The following is an 18,939-nucleotide window of genomic DNA, read 5'->3' as shown; positions in this document are numbered from 1 at the left end:
CCCTACATAATCTTAAATGCCGGATCCTCAAAGGCCTGCGCAGAGGGCAGCGGGCGGGCGGAATAGGCGTTCTTGATTCCGTCGATCCAGCGCTTCGATTTCTCGGTCAGTTTGAAGCCTTTGGTCATCGAGCGCCCCCTGGTCACAAGGATGCCGAGATCCGCGCCCTCATAGCGGTAATCGCCCACATTCGAGATACGCAGGAAGAACGCTTCATCCTCGCTTTCGACCGCGCGGCGGTGGTAATCGAACCGATTGAACACGACCTGACCGTCCGGCAGCATCTTGTAAATGCCGGATTGGGGGGCATGGGTGACAATATCCACGGTGTCCTCGGTATGCTTGATCACCATCTGTGACCAGGAATCGATCATGTCTGGATCCGCCCAGCGGGCGTTCAATTCCTCCACGCCCAGCTTGAACGGCTTTTTCGAGAACTCGAGCAGATGGAAGATAAACAGTGGCGCATCCGCATGGGCAAAGGCCGCGTGGTTGGTCATCGAAGAGGCGCCGGTGATGCGCGGGTTCAGCTCGCCCAGCCAGATGTCGCCTGTTTTCTTGTCGATCAGGAAGTCCAGTTCGAAATAGCCGCGATAGCCTTCCTTGCGCAGCTGTTCGCCGAACTTGAAGGTCAGCTCGCGCGCCTTCTCGCGGGTTTTTGGCGGGAAGGCGGTGGAGAAGATTTCGTTGCCGCACCAGCCGCCTCGATAGGGCGTCAGTTCCTTGAACCCGACAAGCTCGGTCATCAGTGGGCCGACGATGGTGCCTTCGGCGGTGCAGCACGCTTCGATCGCCGAGCCGCGGCAGTCGATCCGCTTCATGATCTTGATTTCGCCCTGGCCGACGATCTCATGCTCGTGCTTGCGAAAATCGGCCTCGGACTTGATAAAGAATGTGGTGTGGCCTGAATCCCCGAACGCGCTTTGCAGCACCAGATCGTCGCCCAGATCCGCCTTCTTGCAGATCTTCTTGAGGTGGTCGTAGCTGTCCACCCTGGACAGTGTGTTGGGCACCGAGGGGACGCCGGCCTTGTTGCCGACACGGACGGTTTCGATCTTGTTGTCCATCTTGGTGCGCAGTTTTGCCTTGGGAAACCAGACCTCGCCGCCGATTTCCTTGGCAAGTTTCTCGGTTTTCTCGTCGAACATCAGGAACACGAATTTCGGCTTGCCGCCGCGTGATTTGACGTAGTCGATGACTTCCTTGTGCTGCAGCAGGTAGTTGTTGATATCCTCGATCGACTGGAACTCGTCATGCGGCAGTTCTGACGGAACCAGCACGTTCGGGTGACGGCCGTCGAAACAGTCCATGTAACAGATGTATTTGAAATTCTTCACCCACTCATCAAGCCCAAGAAGATTGAAATTGGTTGCTGAGACAAAATAGATCGGGTCCGAATTGGTGTGAAAGTACCGGCGGATTTCCGAAATATTGTTCAGAACTTTCTTCGGCATGTGTCTTCTCCCCTTTGAAATTATTGTTTTGGGCCGACTGTTATTTCTTGACTGATTGCAGAGCCTCTTTGGTGAACACCCGCAGGCCCAGATCGGCGCGGTAGCCATGGATTTCGCTGACATCCAGCGCCCGCATGAATGACAGGATTTCCGGGCTGATGACCTGACCCGGCACCAGTATCGGAAAGCCGGGCGGATAGGGTATGATGAAGCTTGACGACACCAGTTCCTCGCCGGATTCCAGGCGCTTCAACAGGTTGTCGTCGGTCGGGATGTAATCGCAGTTGTCCTCGTTATAGGCGAGGAAGAAGGCAGTACGGATGTCGCCTTCGGGCGTATCCTTGCCTGTGCGGAACGCGTCGTGGAAACGGCTGAAATCCGGTAGCGGCGGGACATGCTCGACCAGCGCTGCCACCCGGTTTTCGAACGAGCGCCGCTCCATCTTGGACGCGTCATCAAGCAACTCGTCCAGATCGTTTGCAATCTCGACCAGTACCTCGATCAGATAGGCGACCGAAGAACGTGTGGTGCCGATATTGGTCATGAACAGCACCGTATTGCGGGACGTCTTGTTGATCTGGATCCCGTATTTGTCCATCAGGATCTTGGTCTTGAACGTATCGCCGTCCCATCCGGTTCCGCCGACGGCCAGAGTGATGCGCGTCGGGTCCAGTACGAACTCGTCCTGGCTCCACATATTCCAGGTGTCGGCCCATCCGTGATCCGGGTCGTAATAGGCTTCCACTCCGCTTTCGCGAAACCGCTCGGGGATCATGTCGCCGGCAGTCAGGATGCGAAAATACTTGTTCAGGAGCGGATTGTCGGAGATTGCGCGGCGGATCGACATCGCGGTTTCGATCTGCTTCTGAACGAACTCGAACCCCTCCAGTTCGACCTGCCGCCGCCCGACATCCAGCGAGGCGATGATCTGGTAGTTCGGCGAGGTCGAGGTGTGGGTCATGTAGGCTTCGTGAAAGGACTGTTCGACCTCGCCCTTGAAGTCCTGATCGTTGACATGGATCATCGAGCCCTGACGGAGCGATGTCAGCGTTTTGTGGGTCGATTGGGTGGCATAGACCCGGACCCGCGCGTCGGGCGGCGGTACAAGACGCGTATCGAGCAATTGATCTTCGGTTGCGCCTTTGAGCGCTTGCTGCTGCGCTTCCCATGCGTCGGCGGTTTCCTGACTGCGCAACGTTTGTCTGAGCGTGTTGGCAACCCCCATTGCCGTGCGTTGGCGGTAGGTGGGGTCAAAGCGCGCAAAGCCAAACCAGGCCTCGTCCCAAAGAAAGATCAGGTCTTTCTTGATTGCGAGGCATTCTTCCATGACGCGTTGCACGTTATAGACCACGCCGTCAAATGTGCAGTTGGTCAGCAACACCATTCTGACCTGATCCAGCTTTCCGGCGGCCTTGAGTTGCAGGAGGGTGTGTTTGATTTCCCGCAGCGGTACCGCGCCGTACATCGAGTGCTCATGCAGCGGGTAGCTGTCCATGTAGACAACGTTGGCCCCGGCCAGAACCATGCCGTAATGGTGCGATTTGTGGCAGTCGCGGTCGACCAGCACGATGTCGCCGGGCCGGACTACCGACTGCACCACGATCTTGTTGCAGGTCGAGGTGCCGTTGGTGGCAAAGAATGTATGTTTCGCCCCGAATGCCCGCGCCGCCATGTCCTGCGCTTCCTTGATCGGGCCGCGTGGCTCGAGCAGGCTGTCGAGGCCGCCGGAGGTCGCGGAAGTTTCGGCAAGGAAGATGTTCGAGCCGTAAAACGCCCCCATGTCCTGAATCCAGTGCGAGCGGCTGATCGACTTGCCACGGCTGATCGGCATGGCATGGAACACGCCCGTGGGCTGTTTGGAATACTCTTTCAACGCGGTGAAAAAGGGCGTCTTGTAACGGCGGTCCACCCCCCGCAGGATATTGAGGTGCAGCTCCTGAAAATCTTCCTGATTGTAGAACACGCGGCGGCACCGGCCGAGGTCCAGGCCGGCAATATCCTCGGCTGACCGGTCGGTGACCAGATAGGCATCCAGTTCGGGGCGAATTTTCTCGATCAGCCGGCAGGCCTCGGGACCGTATTCATGTGGCTCGATCTCGTCCACGGCTTCGCCTTCGCTGACGCGAGTCAGGTATTGGCTGAGAATCGGCAACTCATTCTTGGACTTGAGCGACAACCCCGGACGTACCACCACGGCCTGAACATTGTGGTTGAACAGAACGCCAATCAGCGCGTCTTCGAGCGAGGGTACGATCACTGGCTCGTAAATGAACTGATCTTCGACACGGCGCATGCGCTGCAGGTTCTGCCGCAGGAACCGCTCCTGAGGTTCGGACACGTCATCGACGATCAGAACCTCGAAATAGGGACGCCCCAGCGCCCGTGCTTCGGGGGCCAGCGAAGCTTCATCCTCGTAATCCTCATTGTCGATCTCGTCAGAAGACAATGGAATCGAGCGACGCCGGTAGGCGCCCGACGTCAGCGCCCTGGCGATCCGCCGGACTGATACGGACAGATCGTCAGAATTGCCATGCAGCAGAAGCCTGCGCAGGTGATCGAATGCGTGTATGCCGGGAAAGGCCCAGTATCGTTCGACCGGTGCAAGGACATCCAGCAGATGCTCTGCGGTGTTCATGAGCTTCTGGTTTTGGCGGCCCTCTTTGCGGTGTCGGACGAGGCCTTCGGCGGCCTCCCGCAATGCGCTCCACCTGTCCGCGCGCAGTTGGGTCGCGCTGTAGTAATCCCGGATCGACGGCAGCTTCTTCTTCCGCGAGTGCAAGTTCAAAACCTGCCTCCTTTTCTGTCGCGTCAGGACCTGCGCCGCCTTCCAGTCCGGTTAATCTGAACCCGTCTTTCCAGGAAAGACGGTAAAATTATGCGGCGAACGTAAGTTCTGCTCCAAATTCTCCAGGGAGCTTCTGGGGTCGGAGGTCTGAAGCCCGCGTGCTGACCCTTGTCCGGGGGTTTCCAGCGGCCCTAGTGTCTTGAGATATGCGTCTGCGCCGCTGGTGCGGTCGTAGACGGTGAATTCGGCTTCGCGATCGCGGAAGCTTTTTAATACCTGACCAAGCCCCTTGAGACCGGTTTCACGCTGACGCCGCACCTGGTCGAGGTCTATTTCGATGGGGAACATATCCTCTTGTCCCGCAGATTGGTGCAGTACGGTTGCCGAGGGGTCGACCACCAGCGAGCGCCCGACACCGCCCGCGCTGAGCCCGTTGACGTCGAAGACATAACATTGGAATTGCGCCGCCGTGGCGCGGGCAATGGACAGTTCCGCCTCCCGGTCGGTGGTGCCGGTCAGCACCGGATGCAACAGCACCTCGACACCCTGACTTGTCAGTTGCCGTGTGGTTTCGGGAAACCAGATATCATAGCAGATCGACAAGCCGAAGCGGCCTACCTCTGGAACATCGAACACACAGAATTCGGTTCCGGCGGAAATTCCGGTCTCATACGGACGGAATGGGAACATCTTGGAGTATTTGGCGACGATTTCGCCTTGGGGGTTGATCACGACGGAGGTGTTGAAGATCCGGCCGTCCTCGGCTTTTTCGAACATCGATCCGGGGATCAGCCAGATACCGAACCGATGCGCGTCTTCCTGAAACTGTGACAAGGCATCGTTCGGAAACGGCTGCGCAAAACGGTCCAGCGGGCCGTAAGGTGCCAATTCGGAAAACAGCACCATCTGCGTCCAGGGGAAACGAGCCATCAGAATTTCAATTCGGTGACGCATGGCCTCTACATTCGAGTGAAGCGCGGCGACATGCATCTGAACACCAGCAATGGCGAAAGGTGTCATATGGGGAGAAACTCCAAAATAATCTGTTAATCCCAGTCTATGACCCCTTTTTTGCATTGGCTAGAGCGTTTCTCAGATCCAATCCATCGGTGCCGCTTGGTCATTATTTGGGCTTCTGCGGGGATCGCCTTGCAAGTTCTGTTTCAAGGCTGGGTGCGCCCCCGACCGCCGGAATGATTGAATGTACTGTCTTGTGGCCTCGCCTGATGCGCCATTGCCGCAATCGTCCGCCGATAATTTTCACTGACAGTCCTGTCAAATACTGTGGTAAATTTGCCTGACGGCAGTGTATCGGAGGGAAACCACATGGGCCGGTTTGATGGCAGCGTCGTGCTGGTTACCGGCGCGGCAAGCGGGATCGGTTTGGCGACCGCTGTCGAGTTTGCGGCAGAAGGCGCGGTCCTTGTCGCTACCGACATCAACAAGGATGGCTTGGAAAAGGCGCTTGCCGACAGCGTTTCTGCAGGTCTGCCAATCGAGACGCTATGGCAGGACACCACCGACCCCGACGGCTGGGATGCCCTGATCAAGGACGTGATCAGCCGCCACGGACACCTGGATGTTCTTTTCAACAATGCCGGCGGTGGCCACATGGTCAGGATCGACGAAACGACTCTGGAACAGTGGCGACACGTCACAGCAGTCAATTTCGATGGCGTGTTCTTCGGGATGCAGGCCGCAATTCGTGCAATGAGAGACCGCGGAGGCGCAATCATAAACAACTCGTCCATCGCCGCTTTGATCGGGGAACCGCTGCTTGCCGCCTACAGCGCGACAAAGGGCGGGGTGAGGGCCGCGACCAAGGCCGCTGCCGTCGATTGCGCCCGTCGCGGTTGGCCGATCCGCATCAATTCGATTCATGCCGGCTATACCGATACGCCGTTGGTGCATTCAGCGGTTGCAAGCCTCGGTGACGATGCCGAGGCATTCGTCGCCGCAACCATCGCCAAGATACCGATGGGTCGGCTGGCCCAGCCCCGCGAGATTGCGCGTGCCGTCTTGTTCCTTGCCAGCGACGACGCCTCGTACATGACGGGTGCCGAGTTGGTCGTGGATGGCGGGTTTGTCGCCGAGTAGGCATGTCGGATCGTCCCGGGCGCCCAGAGAGCAAGATTTCGTCGTGCGAATTTGCCTCTGGCGGACGACACAGACCTGAGGAGGGCCGGAATGCGCGAGCGAATGTTCACAATTCGGCGCACCGAGCGTTTCGACGCACCGGTTGATGCCCTGTGGAACGCGGTTGCGGACACCGAAAGACTGAACATTGTCGCCGGCACGGGGTTTACTCCCTACGTCGCCGAGGACGTGATCGGATCGGACGGTCGGACCCTGAGGCGCTGTTCGAAGCGCATGGGCCCATTCGTTTTACGGTGGGAGGAACGGTTCGGTCAGTGGGTCGACAGGCGCTTTGTCGAGATGGAGCGGTTTTTCTTCAACGGCCCCTACAAGGAATTGTCGGTCAGGATCAGTTTTTCGGGGGAAGGCACAAATGCGCAGGTGGATTTCGATTACACCGCCCGATGGGACAATTTATTGGGAGAGGCCCTGTTTCGATTGGGGTTTCTTCACCTGATCACTCGGGAATTGCCAGCTGCGACGCACAAGCTGATGTTGGAGCCATCAAAAGTGGACGCAATTGCAGAGCGCCGGGCCGCAGCCGCAAAAGCCACAGCCGAGGCACCGCCAGACAGGCTCGCGACGGTCAAACAGCACCTTGAAGATGAGCAGGCACATACGCATGGGCTGACTTCGCGATTGATGAAGTACCTCGACAGTTCTGATCCTATCGAGGTTCGCCGCATGCGCCCGCTGGCATTGGCGAAGGCTTGGGGCGCGCGCCCGTCTGACGTGGTCGACCTAATGCTGGCAGCGCATCGGGCCGGTCTGCTGGCACTGCGCTGGGAGGTCATGTGTCCGCGGTGCCGTGGTGGAAAATCGCAAAGCCTGCTGCTTTCGAACGTACCGCGGGAGGTGCATTGCACCTCTTGCAACATCGACTATGAGCGCGACTTTGCCCGGAATGTCGAGTTGGTGTTCGCGCCATCGCCCTGGTATCAGGTGCCGGCGACCGAAGCATTCTGCATTCAATCCGCCGTGGCCACTTCGCACGTCAAGATTCAATGCGATGTTGGTGCGCTTGGCGAACGAACCGAACAGGTCTTTTTGCGGGACGGGCGTTACCGCATACGCACGATCGAGCCGGGGCCGATGACGGAAATAGAGATCTTCGGCGGCGTGATTCCGGAGATAGTGATCGAAGAAGACCGGTTGATACTAGGCGACCCAGCTCCGCAAGGGTTCGTTCACGCCATCAACAAATGTGAGAATCCTCGTTGCCTGGTGATCGAGACGACCGAGTGGTCCAGAAACGCGCTGTCGGTGCCAACCGTGATCGGCATGCGGGCATTTCGCGAGTTGTGCCCGGAGCAATTGCTCCGCCCTGGCGACGAGGTGGAGATCGGCTGGACCGGCATCCTGTTTACAGACCTGAAAGGCTCGACCGCCCTGTTCGAGCAGGTTGGTGACAGCCGTGCCTATGCGATGGTTCGCAACCATTTTGCCTTTCTCGAAGAACGAATTGCGCGTCATGACGGTGCGTTGGTCAAGACCATTGGTGATGCGGTGATGGCGACATTTCCGAGTGGCGAGGCGGCGCTTTGCGCGGCGCTCGACATGCAGGACGAGGTAGGAATATTCAATCGCAACCACGATCTGGCGCCAATTGAACTCAAGATCGGGGTGCACGAGGGCACATGCGTCGCCGTCACCTCAAATGGTGTATTGGATTATTTTGGCGCTGCCGTGAATTTAGCCGCGCGATTGCAGGCGCAGGCAGATGGCGGAGAGATCGTTTTGTCGATGGCGATCTCGGCTTCGGGTGAGGCACCCGCCCATCTTGCGGCTCGCAGCGCGACAGAAGATCGGGCCTTGCTGGGCGGTTTTGCGGAACCGGTGCGGTTCGTTCGGGTAAAAGGAACAGGGGCTGCAGATAGTTCGGATGCAAGAGGTTAGGCGTTGTATTGCCATACGATTTTCGCGCCAAGCTTTCGAAACGTTGTGAACGAGCAGTCAGTCAGACATCCGCGTGATTGATTTCAATCCCGTGTATCTCCGACGATTTCGCCACGCGCATAGTCAGGGCTTGGGCCTGCTGCGCGCAGGCTACAGAGGCAGCCTGTTGAAATGCCGTTTTGGCGGCGGCGTTTTCCCCACTGGCCATCAGGATTTCGCCTTGGATCCGGCGAAGTTCGGCCTCGGCCCAGCGTTCCCCGGTTGCTTCCTGCTCGCGCAGGGCGCGGTCGACCGAGCGCATTGCGGCAGTGAGATCACCAGACCTCAGCAGCGCTTTTGCCTGTTCGCTCAGGTACAGCGAGACCCAGAGCCAGCAGCCTGTCATCCGGTATTCCTCAAGAGCGACATCCAGCCGCTTGGCAGCGTCCGGCTCATCCGTCATGCAGGCGAGAACAGCATCGTGGATGGTCACGTAACTCTTCCATAGCGCCATGTCGTGATCTTCGGCCAGACGCCTCATTTCGTCGTTGATCTCACGGGCGCGTGCGACATTTTCGGTCCAGATTGCCAGGGTGACAGAATGCAGGCCTGCATAGCAGATCGTGTTTGCATGTTTGAGTTTCCGCGCACGGGCCAATGACCGATTGGCCGTGTTCCACGCCTCGGCCTCGTCCCCGCACATCCATTGTGCCAGCAGCATGTAACACCATATCTGTACGCCGGGGTCTTGTGCAAATCTGGTCGAGAATTCCACGATTTCGGCCGACTGGTACAAGGCGAAAGCCGCATTCAAGTCTTCGAGCGCCTCGGGTGACCGGCCCATGGCGATGAGGGTCGCGGCCCGCATCCGGCGCGAAATCAGCCCCGGGATGGGGTCGGTTTCATCGGCCATGTCCGTGACCAAACGCGACACCAGATCGAAAGCAAGGTGCAGATCGTTGCCGATATAAGGGGCGATCCATTTGCCATAATAGATTGCAACCTTCAGCTCGGGGTCGGAGGTTGCCCCGATACGCTCCAGCGCCCGAGAAAATGCATCGCCTGCTTCCTTGGACGCGTATCCATCCTTGGCGATGTGGACCTGCGCAAGCTGTACCAGCAAGGCCAGTTCCTTTTCCCGCCATTCGGGCTTGTCCAGAAGCCCCGAAACCAGCTCGAGCGCGGTTCGCAACTGATTGCCTGCTTCGATATAGGCTGGGCGAGCTTGTGCTTTCTTTGCGGCTTCGCCCCACAAGAGAACGGCTTTTTCCGTCAACCCTGCTTCGGTTGCGTGGTGTGCAATCAGTTCGGCTGGCGCGGTCGGGTCGGTTTCGAACAGGTCGACGAGCCGGTGATGAATTTCCAGACGCCGCCGTTTCAACAGGCTTTCATACGCGACGTCACGCACCAGCGCGTGTTTGAAGACATAAGTTGCATCGGGTGGTGTTCCCCGCCGGAACACAAGCTCGCTGCGTTCGAGCTGTCCCAATGCGTCGTCCAGCATCCGGTCGTCGACGCGCGCGATCTTGGCCAGCGCCGCACGCTCGAAACTGCGGCCGATACAGGCCGCCATCTGGGCAATTTCCTTGACGGGCTGCAACCGGTCGATCCGCGCCATAAGGGAATCGTGCAGCGTTGCGGGGATAGTGACCCGGTTCAAAGGACCGGCAAGTTCGAAGCTGTGTTCGTTTTCAATCAGATCACCGGACTCAAGGATGGTCTTGGTGAGTTCCTCGATGAACAGCGGCACGCCGTCGGTCCGGTTAATGATTTCCGCGACCAGTTCGTCGGGCAGAGTCTTGCCGCCGGTGATCTTGGCCAGAACCCCTTCGATCTGGTCCGAACCCAGGCGGTTGAGCGTCAGGTTTGACATGATCGGATGACCGCCGAAGCCATGCCGGAACGTGGGACGCGCGGTGATAAGGATCATCACACGTTCGCCTGCGATGCGGTCCAGACACGCCTCGATCATCGCCAGCGTCGAAGCATCGCTCCAATGCGCGTCTTCGACGACCAGCAGGACCGGCCTTTCCCGTGCCAAGGCCTGCATTTCGCGCGAGGTTTCTTCCATGATCCGGAGCCGGAGCTGTTGCGGAGACATATCCGAGATGCTGTCAGCGGATACGGCTTCAACTTGCAAAAGCTCGGCGATGATCCCAGGATCGGCTACGCGAAGCTGTTGGTGCAGCTTGCCAATCTTGTCCTCGGTCGTGTCGGTTTCGCGCAGACCCATCGCATGGGACAGCTGCCGGATGACCGGATAGAAGCTGGAATCCGTGTGATAGGGCGAGCAGTGGTAATTGATCCGATAGTGGTCTTGCTGGCGGATCTCATCGACAACAGCCCGCGTGAGCCGCGACTTTCCGATACCCGCTTCGCCGATCAGGACAGTGACCTGCCCTTCGCCAGAGACCGCGCGATGCCAGCGTTCCATGATCAGTCCAAGCTCGTGGTTGCGGCCGATCATGGGAAGGATAGGGGCGAGGTCCTCGGCCTCGAACCGGCTTTCGAGACTGCGCTCGACCGTCACTTGCCAGGCCGAGACCGGCGCATCCAGCCCTTTGATGCTGAACTGGCCCAACGTCTCGGTCTCGAAAGTGTCTTGAATCAGATGCCGGGTTTCATCCGAGACCAGAATCTGGCCCGGTTCGGCAAGCGTTTGAAGACGTGCCGCAAGGTTGGGAGTATCGCCAACGACAGTTTCCTCCTGCGCCGAGCCTTCGCCGATAAGGTCGCCCACAACGACCATTCCGGTCGCCACGCCGGCGCGCGCCGCCATCGCCTGACCATCCGGTGCGCGCATTTCTGCGACAGAACGTACCGTCGCCAAGGCAGAACGTGTAGCGCGTTTCGCATCGTCTTCATGTGCGACCGGCCAGCCGAAATAGCACAGCACTCCATCACCCATGTACTTTGCGACGTGGCCTTCGTAGCGGGTGACGATGCCTGCCACGGTGTTCTGGTAGCGCTTGATGACATCACTCATATCTTCGGGGTCCAGCCGCGCCGACAGTGCGGTCGAGCCGACGAGGTCGATGAACAAGGTCGTCAGGTGGCGCCGTTCCGCGTCGCGCGGGACGTTCGCGGGGGAAATTACGACGGGTTGGGGATCGGTCGCATCCGCATCGAAGGCTGCGCGCAATCGTTTTCGCGCACCAAGGGACAGGCCGATCTCGCGCATATCCTCGTCGGTGAGATCGAACAGAATGTCCAGATCAATCTCGTTTTCGACCAGAGACGCTTCGAGATTCGCAAGGTTTCTTTGCGCCAGCCATTCTCCGAGTTTCGACATCCGGGTCCGCAACCCTTTCCTTTGGTTCTGCAATGCCAGTTTTTCCGATCATGTTCGATTGGGCAATGATTATTGCCCACCCACAGGCACGTTTGAGCAATGGCCCTGCCGTTTCGTCTGTGGACAGGGAAATGTAATGGCGTCTAGGTTGCCACGGGTAATCATTGGGGGAGGAACACGATGGGAGTGGATGAGACCACGTTCGAAAAGATGACCGAGGCGTACACTGCCGCGTGGAATTCGGGCGATCCACAAGCGGTTGCCGGTCACTATGCCCCGGGCAAAGGGATCACGATTAATCGAGGCGACAACCAGTTCGGACGCGAGGCGATGATTGCAATGGCGAGCGGGTTCATGGCGTCTTTTTCTGATCTGAAGCTGACGCGGGATTTCTTTCGGGTTGCGGGCGATCATGCAGTCTTTGGCTGGACGCTGGAGGGGCATCATTCGGAAACCGGCAACTATGTGAAAGCAAGTGGCTGGGAGGAATGGGAACTGGATGAGAACAGCGTCATCACCAATTCCCTGGGTTGGTTCGATGCCCTCGACTATGATCGCCAGGTTGCAGGGGAATAGTCGAAAATAATAGGAATCGACCGAAAATCCGCGATTGCATAGGCCCGGCACGCGACGCTCGGGTTCTTCGAGGTGCACCCGCCTGTCCACAGATTGTGGATGATCATGCCACGCGGGGGGTTGTCCGTTTGCCGGCGGGAAGGTTCCGATAGGGGACTTGCTCCAGGTCACACAGGAATGCGCCGGGGGCGGCAACGGGGTATGTCGCGCTGGCGATGGGGTCGAACGCGGCGCGGTAGTGCACGGTGCTTTTGACGCAGATCAGCGCATAGCCGGTCGGGTCCAGCCCCAGATGGGTGAAGTGCGCGAGATCGAGGCACTGGCTGCGCACCGAGGTCACGACCAGATCGACATCGACGCCGGTTCCGATCAGTTTCAAGGCGGCGGTCTTGCCCAAAGTGGCAATGCCGCCCCCGTACATTTTCCCTGTATACCGGCAAGTTCCGTCGCTGAGGGCGAGAACCTGAAACTCGGCCTCGACGGGGGATTGTCCAGCAAGACCGGATTTGCCGCCCAAGGCGGCACGGAGGCGAGCGCCTGTGCCTGCTGCATGGGCCGCTGCAGCCACTTCGGGGTCGTGGAACAGACCCATCAGAACGCCTCTCGCCCCGGCCCCGACCAGCGTCTTCAGCAGGCCGGTGGTGTCCGAGGTGCCGCCCGCTCCGGGATTATCCTGAACATCGGCCAGAACGATCGGCTTGTTCGGGGCCTGTCGCACCAGAGCCGCGGCCGCGTCGAGCGAAAGCATGGTGATGGCGATCTGGGGTTCGCAGGTTTCGAACAGCGTCAGGATTTCATCTGCGGCGCGGTCGGCATGCCGGGCGGTTGCGGCATAGGTCACGCAGGAGGGGCCGGTGTCGGGGATGTCGGCGGCAGTGAAGCCGAGGGCGATGTCGGCCGAAACGCCGCGACCGGTCAGCTGCGGCAGGATATCGTAGATCCGGTCAAACGGTGCGGCGCCTGTGTACTGCGCGTGCAACGGAATCAGATAGGGGATCTGGCGGAAGGATTTGAACGGCCTTTCGCCTGCCAGCAGGCGTTGCAGCATCGGCAGGCAGCGCGCGCCGGTTTCGGCCATGTCGAGATGCGGATAGGTCCGGTAGATCGCGAGGAAATCGGCGATCTCGACCATTTCGGGCGAGATGTTGGCGTGCAGGTCGAGGCTGGCGATCAGAGGGGTGTTCGGGCCCACCAAATCGCGCACGCGGCGCAGCACTTCGCCTTCGCCATCAGCGAGACTTTCTGTGACCATCGCGCCATGCAGGTCGAGATAGACCGCATCCAGAGGCCCTGACGCGCGCAGGCCATCCAGCAGCATGCCACAAATCGTTTCAAACGCGTGGTCGGTGACATGGGCCGAAGGTTCGGCGGCGCACCACAGGATCGAGGCAAGTTCCATTCCGGCGCCTTGGGCGGCGGTGGCAAAGCCCGCGATGGGCAGGTTCATGCCCCGCGTCCGCGAAACAACATGGGGGCCGTGCAGCATTTCGGGCCAGGAATCGGCCATCTGGAATTCGGCAAGGCCGGCCCTGGTCACACCAAAGCAGTTGGTTTCGTGTTGAAATCCGGCAATTGCGATGCGGGGTCTGGTCATTGGGCGCCCGTGAGTTCCGGCTCGGACGCGGTTTTGCGAAACACGGTCTGGCCCCGTCGAATGGTCTGGATGACGCGAGTGTTGTTCAGTTGATCTGGTTCGATGAGCGGATTGCGGTCGAGTATGGCGAAATCGGCGATTTTGCCCGGTTCGATCGAGCCGCGCACATCTTCCTTGAACACCTGCCAGGCGGCGTCGATGGTCTGGGCGCGCAGGGCTGACAGGACGCTTGTCTTTTGGCCGTCGCCCAGCACCCTGCCGCCGGATGTCAGCCGGTTCACTGCGCAATGGGCCAGATGGATCGGTCGCGTGGGTGTAACGGAGGCGTCGTTGTGGATGGTGTATCGGACGCCAAATCGTTCGGCAGAGGCCGCAGGCGATATCCGATCTGCGCGGTCCGGTCCCAAGAACGTGTCGTAATGGCGGTCGCCCCAGAAATGAACATGGGCGGAGAAAAAGCTGACGGTGATCCCGAGGCGGGCCATCTGCTGCAACTGGTCGTCGCGCAGGGTCTGGCCGTGAATGATCGTGTGACGGTGATCAGCGCGCGGGTGATCGGCAAGCGCCCTTTCGACGGCGGTGATGAACATGCCCGCCCCGGCATCGCCGTTGCAATGGCAATGGATCTGAAAGCCCATGCCATGCAGTTTGGCAACCTGCGCGTCGAGATCGGCTTGCGTCGTATACGGCATGCCGCAAGGGTTTTGTGGGTCGAGAGGTGTGTGGTATGGCGCGCTCAGATACGCGGTTTGCAATTGAAAGGCCCCGTCAGCGAACAGCTTGCGCGCACCAAGGGTGAAATGGGGATTACCGGGCCAGATCAGCGGCTCGGGTCCCTGGCTGAGGGCCGGTTCCAGTTCGCCGATCGGTAGCAGTTCCAGGTCGATGCCGGGATCGGTTTCGGCGGGCAGGCTGGCGAAGTGTTCGAGCAACTCACGCGAAGCCCAGGCGTTCTGGGCATAGGTGACGCCGTGGGCGAGGTATTCGTCGCGGCAAGCGGCAAAGCCCTGCCAGAACCGGTCGCGGTCGATCAGGAAGTTTGTGTCGCCCATTTCGCGCATCGCCGACAGCCCTTCTACGAGTCCGGTCAGCGTGCCGGTTTCGGGGTCGCGGCCAAAGCGCCCGCCGAGGGGGTCGGGCGTGTCACGGTTCACGCCGTGCAGTTTCAGCGCCAGAGAGTTCGCCGCCCCGTTATGTCCGGAGGCGTGGAGAACCCACACCGGATGCGTCAGCGATACGTCGTCAAGTTCATGCCGCGTTGGCATGCGGGTTTCGGCGATGGCGGTATTGTCGAACAGAACGCCCATGACCCATTCGCCGTCCGGCGATTGCGCCGCCTTGGCACGCAGCTTGGCAAGGGCCGTAGACATGTCGGCACAATCCCCGCGCGGGGGGGAGGCCAGATCGACGCGGAAGAGTTTGATGAAGCCGGGATCGGGAAAATGCCCGTGCGGGTCAATGAAGGCCGGGATCAGGGTTTGCCCCTGCAGATCGTGTTCCAGCGTTCCAGCGGGCATCCGGGCGCGCAGGTCTGCTTCGGCTCCGACAGCGCGGATTGTTTCGCCCACGGTCAGCGCCGCCTCGGGGCTGGAATTCCCGGCGTCCATCGTAAGGATCGGGCCGTTGAAATACAGTGTGGATGTCATCGCGGTCCCGGTTCAGTCATTTCCGTCTTGGCGTGCGCGCAGGACGTGTCCCCGCCTCTCAAGCAGGGGGCGGGAAGGATAGTCGATCAGCGTCAGGCCACCATCAACAACCAGCGTCTGGCCGGTGATGAAACTGGCGTCGCCCGATGCCAGAAAGGCCACAGCGCCGGCGATTTCAGCCCCGGTGCCCATGCGGTTGAGGAGCGACGGCGGCAAATCCCAGTTGCCGTCCATGTTGCCTGACGCGCGGGCCGTCACTTCGGTTTCGATCCAGCCGGGACTGACCGCGTTGATCCGTACAGGCGCGGCTTCGGCGGCAAAGGCGCGGGTCAGCGCCTCGACCCCGGCCTTGGCGACACCGTAAAGGCCCCAGTTGCCATACAGGGAAGAGGTGGAGGAGATGTTGACCACCGATCCACCCGAGGCGCGCAAAAGCGGCAGGCAATGGGCGGTCATCAGGTAAGCGCTGTCCTGATTGGCGCCCCGGACCCGGTTCCAGCGGGTGCCAGGACTGTCGCCCGGATCATGTTCGGTCCGCAGGCTGCCAAGGCCTGCATTGTTGACCAGAACGTCGAGCCGCGACAGCCCTGAAACAAGATCGGTCACCGTGTCTTCGTGCGATAGGTCCACAGACAGGAACCGGCAGGTCCACCCCGTCGCGACGAGCTTATCCGCCGCCGCATCGCCCTTGGCCTGGTCGCGTCCGACAAGAATCAGCTTTGCGCCCTCCTGCGCGAAGCGTTGGGCGATGGCAAAACCGATGCCGGTATGGCCGCCGGTCACCAGAACCGTTTTGCTGGCGAACCGTTTCATGCCGCTTGTCCGGGCTGCAACGGGGCTAGACAACGCAGGCCGTGGCCGTTTTCGACTTCCCATACCGGGGTTTGGGTGCAGATCGCTTGCGCGAACGGGCAGCGCTCGCGAAACTCGCAACCCGAGGGTCGGTTGAGCAGGCTGGGTGGCTCGCCCTTGAGGGCGATGCGTTCGAGACGCGCGTCTGGGTCCGGTTCGGGGTTGGCGCTCAACAGGCAGCGGGTATAGGGGTGGCGCGGGTCGTGGAAGATCGCCTCGGTGGTGCCTTCCTCGACCAGACGGCCAAGATACATGATGCCCATGCGGTCCGACACGTGGCGCACCACGTTGAGATTGTGGGTGATGATCACCATCGCCAGCCCCAGCCGTTCGCGCAGGTCGTTGAGCAGGTTCAAAAGCTCGCCCTGCACCGACACGTCCAGACCGGCAGTGGGTTCGTCGGCAAGGATCAGCCGGGGTTCCAACGCCAGCGCGCGCGCGACGCCGACGCGACGCGCCTGACCGCCCGACAGCTGATAGGGGTATCGGTCGGCGAAATGGGCGGGCAGGTTCACCATTTCCAGCAGGCGTTTTGCCTCGGCATCCAGATCGCGGTCCTTCAGGCCCTGAATGCGGTAGGGTTCGGTGATAAGGCTGCCGATGGTCAGGCGCGGTGACAGGGACCCGACCGGGTCCTGGAACATCATGGCGATATCCTTGCGCAACGGGCGCAGGGCGCGTTCGGACGCGCCCCGGATTTCCTGCCCGTCGAACCTGACCGAGCCTTCCTGCGCCGGGGCCAGCCCGGCAATGGCGCGGATCACGGTTGTCTTGCCCGAACCGCTTTCCCCCACAAGCGCATAAGTTTCACCCGCCTCCACTGCAAAGCTGACCCCGGCCAGAACGTTGACGGGGCCATAGCTGGTTTTTATGTCGCGAACGTCCAACAGGCTCATGACATCGCCTCCTCGTGGTTCAGCCAGCAGGCGGCGTGATGACCCTGACGCAACTGTTCCAGAGGCGGTATCTGGGTGGCGCAGTGCGGCATCGCCTGATCGCAGCGGTCGCGGAAGATGCAGCCGTCGGGCAGGTTGGCCAGATCGGGCACTTCGCCCGGGATGGTGGGCAGGACTCGGGCGCGTTCCTTGATATGGCCCGGATCGCAGTCGATCAGCCGTCGGGTGTAGGGGTGTTTGGGATTGTGGAAGATTTCGCGCACATCGCCGCTTTCCACGACTGCACCAGCGTACATCACCACCACTCGGTCGCAGAGCTCCGCAATGACGCCAAGGTGGTGCGAGATGAACAGGATGGCACAGTTGAATTCGCGTTGCAGTTCCTGCAGGCGTTCGATGATCTGCACTTCGAGTGTGGCATCCAACGCGGTTGTCGGTTCGTCCGCGATCAGCAGGTCGGGTTCGGACATCAGCGCCATGGCGATGGCGATGCGCTGTCGCATACCGCCCGAGAATTCATGCGGGAACTGGTTCAGTCGCGCCTCGGGGTCGGGGATGCCCACCGCGCCCAGCATCCCGGCGGCGCGGGCGCGTTTTTCGGCCCTGGGCGCGTTTGATCGGTGCTGGATGTCCACCATCTGCTGGCCGATGCTGAGCACGGGGTTGTGCGTTTGCATCGGGTCCTGAAACACTATGGAGATATCCGCGCCGCGCAAATTGCGCATCTTGCGTTCGGGCAGGGCCAGAAGGTTCTGGCCCTTGAACCGCACTTCGCCCTGTCGGAACCGGGTGTTGGGTGCGGTCAGGCGCAGGATCGAGGAGATCAGGGTTGATTTGCCACAGCCGCTCTCGCCCACGATGCCCACGATCTCTCCCTCGCGGACATCGAAGGTGATGTCGCGCAGGGCTTTCAGGTCGCCGCGGGCAGTTTCGTAATCGACGCTGAGGCGGTCGATTTCCAGAAGGGTCTCGGTCATCGTTGTTTCCTCAGTTTCGGATCGACCACGTCACGCAGGGACTCGCCCAGGAAGGTGAAGCCGAGCGTGGCCAGGATGATCGGCAGGCCGCCACCCACCACCAGCCAGGGTGTCTGCCGGATCAGCGAATAGCCGTCTTTCAGCAGCGCGCCCCAGCTGGGGGTCGGCGGCTTGACGCCAAGGCCCAGGAAGGAGAGGCCAGCTTCAAGCGCGATCACGGTGGGGATGTCCATTGCGGCCAGTACGGCCAGTACACCAACGATATTGGGCAGCATGTGAACGCCCAGAATGCGGCTCATGCTGGCGCCCATCGAACGTTCGGCAAGGATGAATTCGGAGTTACGCAAGGTCAGCGTCTGGGTACGGGCCACCCGGCCATAGGTGGGGATCGAGGTGGCCATAACCACGAAAACCACGGTTTGCAGGCTGGGCCCGATCAACGCCACCACGGCCAGTGCGAACATCACTGTCGGGAAGGACCGAATGGTGTCGAAGAAAAGCATCAGGATATTGTCGAGCCATTTCGGCCCGTAGCCTGCGATCATGCCCAGTGTCAGGCCGATGGCCATGGCACCGAACACCGCCGGAAGCGCCACCTTGAGCGCGACCTGCCCACCCATGATCACGCGGGAAAACGTGTCGCGGCCCAACTGATCGGTGCCGAGTGGATGGGCCAGTGACGGCCCCTGAAGCCGCGCCTGAATGTCCATCGCAACCGGGTCATAGGGTACGATCCAGGCGGCGAAGACGGCGCAGAACACGATGGTGCCGACGATGATCAGCCCCATCAGGCCAAGCGGGTCGCGCGCGACGCCGTGGATGATCTGGCCCAGTTCGGAACGGGATTTGGTCATGT

At 60.4% G+C, this 18,939-nt stretch carries 13 protein-coding genes; 3 read left to right on the top strand and 10 right to left on the bottom strand.

Annotated elements, in window-relative coordinates; genetic code table 11:
* Positions 1 to 2 precede the first annotated feature (2 nt).
* The 3 genes from AC2FNB_RS02350 to AC2FNB_RS02340 are packed head-to-tail and all read right to left on the bottom strand — an operon-like array spanning position 3 to position 5,259.
* Positions 3 to 1,454, bottom strand: a complete 1,452-nt coding sequence (locus tag AC2FNB_RS02350; protein WP_496744228.1) for a biotin carboxylase — start codon at positions 1,452 to 1,454, stop codon at positions 3 to 5.
* A 40-nt stretch (positions 1,455 to 1,494) separates the two neighbouring features.
* On the bottom strand, positions 1,495 to 4,233 hold the full coding sequence (locus AC2FNB_RS02345) for an aminotransferase class I/II-fold pyridoxal phosphate-dependent enzyme (RefSeq protein WP_496744241.1): 2,739 nt from the start codon (positions 4,231 to 4,233) through the stop codon (positions 1,495 to 1,497).
* 57 nt (positions 4,234 to 4,290) lie between these two features.
* On the bottom strand, positions 4,291 to 5,259 hold the full coding sequence (locus tag AC2FNB_RS02340; RefSeq protein WP_496744227.1) for a carbon-nitrogen hydrolase family protein: 969 nt from the start codon (positions 5,257 to 5,259) through the stop codon (positions 4,291 to 4,293).
* A gap of 306 nt (positions 5,260 to 5,565) precedes the next feature.
* On the opposite strand from AC2FNB_RS02340, the gene AC2FNB_RS02335 reads away from it, so the two are divergent.
* A complete protein-coding gene (locus AC2FNB_RS02335) occupies positions 5,566 to 6,336 on the top strand; it encodes an SDR family NAD(P)-dependent oxidoreductase (RefSeq protein ID WP_496744226.1) in 771 nt (256 codons plus the stop codon).
* Between the two features lie 90 nt (positions 6,337 to 6,426).
* A complete protein-coding gene (locus tag AC2FNB_RS02330; protein ID WP_496744225.1) occupies positions 6,427 to 8,271 on the top strand; it encodes an adenylate/guanylate cyclase domain-containing protein in 1,845 nt (614 codons plus the stop codon).
* A gap of 61 nt (positions 8,272 to 8,332) precedes the next feature.
* Here the strand turns inward: AC2FNB_RS02330 and AC2FNB_RS02325 are convergent, their stop codons facing one another.
* Entirely contained in the window at positions 8,333 to 11,542 is a 3,210-nt protein-coding gene (locus AC2FNB_RS02325) for an AAA family ATPase (protein ID WP_496744224.1), read from the bottom strand.
* A 180-nt stretch (positions 11,543 to 11,722) separates the two neighbouring features.
* Between AC2FNB_RS02325 and AC2FNB_RS02320 the strand changes: the two genes are divergently transcribed.
* Entirely contained in the window at positions 11,723 to 12,118 is a 396-nt protein-coding gene (locus AC2FNB_RS02320; protein WP_480749413.1) for a DUF1348 family protein, read from the top strand.
* 103 nt (positions 12,119 to 12,221) lie between these two features.
* Here AC2FNB_RS02320 and AC2FNB_RS02315 read toward each other — a convergent pair whose 3' ends face one another.
* From AC2FNB_RS02315 to AC2FNB_RS02290, 6 genes are read right to left on the bottom strand one after another with little or no spacing between them, the layout of a single operon-like run.
* A complete protein-coding gene (locus tag AC2FNB_RS02315) occupies positions 12,222 to 13,712 on the bottom strand; it encodes a M81 family metallopeptidase (protein ID WP_496744223.1) in 1,491 nt (496 codons plus the stop codon).
* Entirely contained in the window at positions 13,709 to 15,358 is a 1,650-nt protein-coding gene (locus tag AC2FNB_RS02310; protein WP_496744222.1) for an amidohydrolase, read from the bottom strand. Before AC2FNB_RS02310 ends, AC2FNB_RS02315 begins: the two co-directional genes overlap by 4 nt.
* Positions 15,359 to 15,370: 12 nt before the next feature.
* Positions 15,371 to 16,171, bottom strand: a complete 801-nt coding sequence (locus tag AC2FNB_RS02305) for an SDR family NAD(P)-dependent oxidoreductase (protein WP_496744221.1) — start codon at positions 16,169 to 16,171, stop codon at positions 15,371 to 15,373.
* Positions 16,168 to 17,106, bottom strand: coding sequence for an oligopeptide/dipeptide ABC transporter ATP-binding protein (locus tag AC2FNB_RS02300; protein ID WP_496744220.1), 939 nt, complete (start codon positions 17,104 to 17,106; stop codon positions 16,168 to 16,170). Before AC2FNB_RS02300 ends, AC2FNB_RS02305 begins: the two co-directional genes overlap by 4 nt.
* Entirely contained in the window at positions 17,103 to 18,083 is a 981-nt protein-coding gene (locus AC2FNB_RS02295) for an ABC transporter ATP-binding protein (RefSeq protein ID WP_496744219.1), read from the bottom strand. The genes AC2FNB_RS02300 and AC2FNB_RS02295 overlap by 4 nt, the downstream gene beginning before the upstream one ends.
* The gene (locus AC2FNB_RS02290; protein WP_480749419.1) at positions 18,080 to 18,937 is read right to left on the bottom strand and encodes an ABC transporter permease; all 858 of its coding nucleotides are present in this window, start codon (positions 18,935 to 18,937) and stop codon (positions 18,080 to 18,082) included. Before AC2FNB_RS02290 ends, AC2FNB_RS02295 begins: the two co-directional genes overlap by 4 nt.
* Positions 18,938 to 18,939: the final 2 nt, after the last annotated feature.

The sequence above is a fragment of the Ruegeria sp. BHSB058 genome, assembly GCF_059613285.1.
The sequence above is the reverse complement of the archived record's forward strand: the minus strand, read 5'-3'. Positions and strand labels throughout refer to the sequence as shown.

What these genes read in the sequence shown, in the direction of transcription:
- AC2FNB_RS02350 (WP_496744228.1), bottom strand. Translation starts at nt 1,454, where the DNA reads ATGCCGAAGAAAGTTCTGAACAATATTTCGGAAATCCGCCGGTACTTT.
- AC2FNB_RS02340 (WP_496744227.1), bottom strand. Translation starts at nt 5,259, where the DNA reads ATGACACCTTTCGCCATTGCTGGTGTTCAGATGCATGTCGCCGCGCTT.
- AC2FNB_RS02335 (WP_496744226.1), top strand. Translation starts at nt 5,566, where the DNA reads ATGGGCCGGTTTGATGGCAGCGTCGTGCTGGTTACCGGCGCGGCAAGC.
- AC2FNB_RS02330 (WP_496744225.1), top strand. Translation starts at nt 6,427, where the DNA reads ATGCGCGAGCGAATGTTCACAATTCGGCGCACCGAGCGTTTCGACGCA.
- AC2FNB_RS02325 (WP_496744224.1), bottom strand. Translation starts at nt 11,542, where the DNA reads ATGTCGAAACTCGGAGAATGGCTGGCGCAAAGAAACCTTGCGAATCTC.
- AC2FNB_RS02320 (WP_480749413.1), top strand. Translation starts at nt 11,723, where the DNA reads ATGGGAGTGGATGAGACCACGTTCGAAAAGATGACCGAGGCGTACACT.
- AC2FNB_RS02315 (WP_496744223.1), bottom strand. Translation starts at nt 13,712, where the DNA reads ATGACCAGACCCCGCATCGCAATTGCCGGATTTCAACACGAAACCAAC.
- AC2FNB_RS02310 (WP_496744222.1), bottom strand. Translation starts at nt 15,358, where the DNA reads ATGACATCCACACTGTATTTCAACGGCCCGATCCTTACGATGGACGCC.
- AC2FNB_RS02305 (WP_496744221.1), bottom strand. Translation starts at nt 16,171, where the DNA reads ATGAAACGGTTCGCCAGCAAAACGGTTCTGGTGACCGGCGGCCATACC.
- AC2FNB_RS02300 (WP_496744220.1), bottom strand. Translation starts at nt 17,106, where the DNA reads ATGAGCCTGTTGGACGTTCGCGACATAAAAACCAGCTATGGCCCCGTC.
- AC2FNB_RS02295 (WP_496744219.1), bottom strand. Translation starts at nt 18,083, where the DNA reads ATGACCGAGACCCTTCTGGAAATCGACCGCCTCAGCGTCGATTACGAA.
- AC2FNB_RS02290 (WP_480749419.1), bottom strand. Translation starts at nt 18,937, where the DNA reads ATGACCAAATCCCGTTCCGAACTGGGCCAGATCATCCACGGCGTCGCG.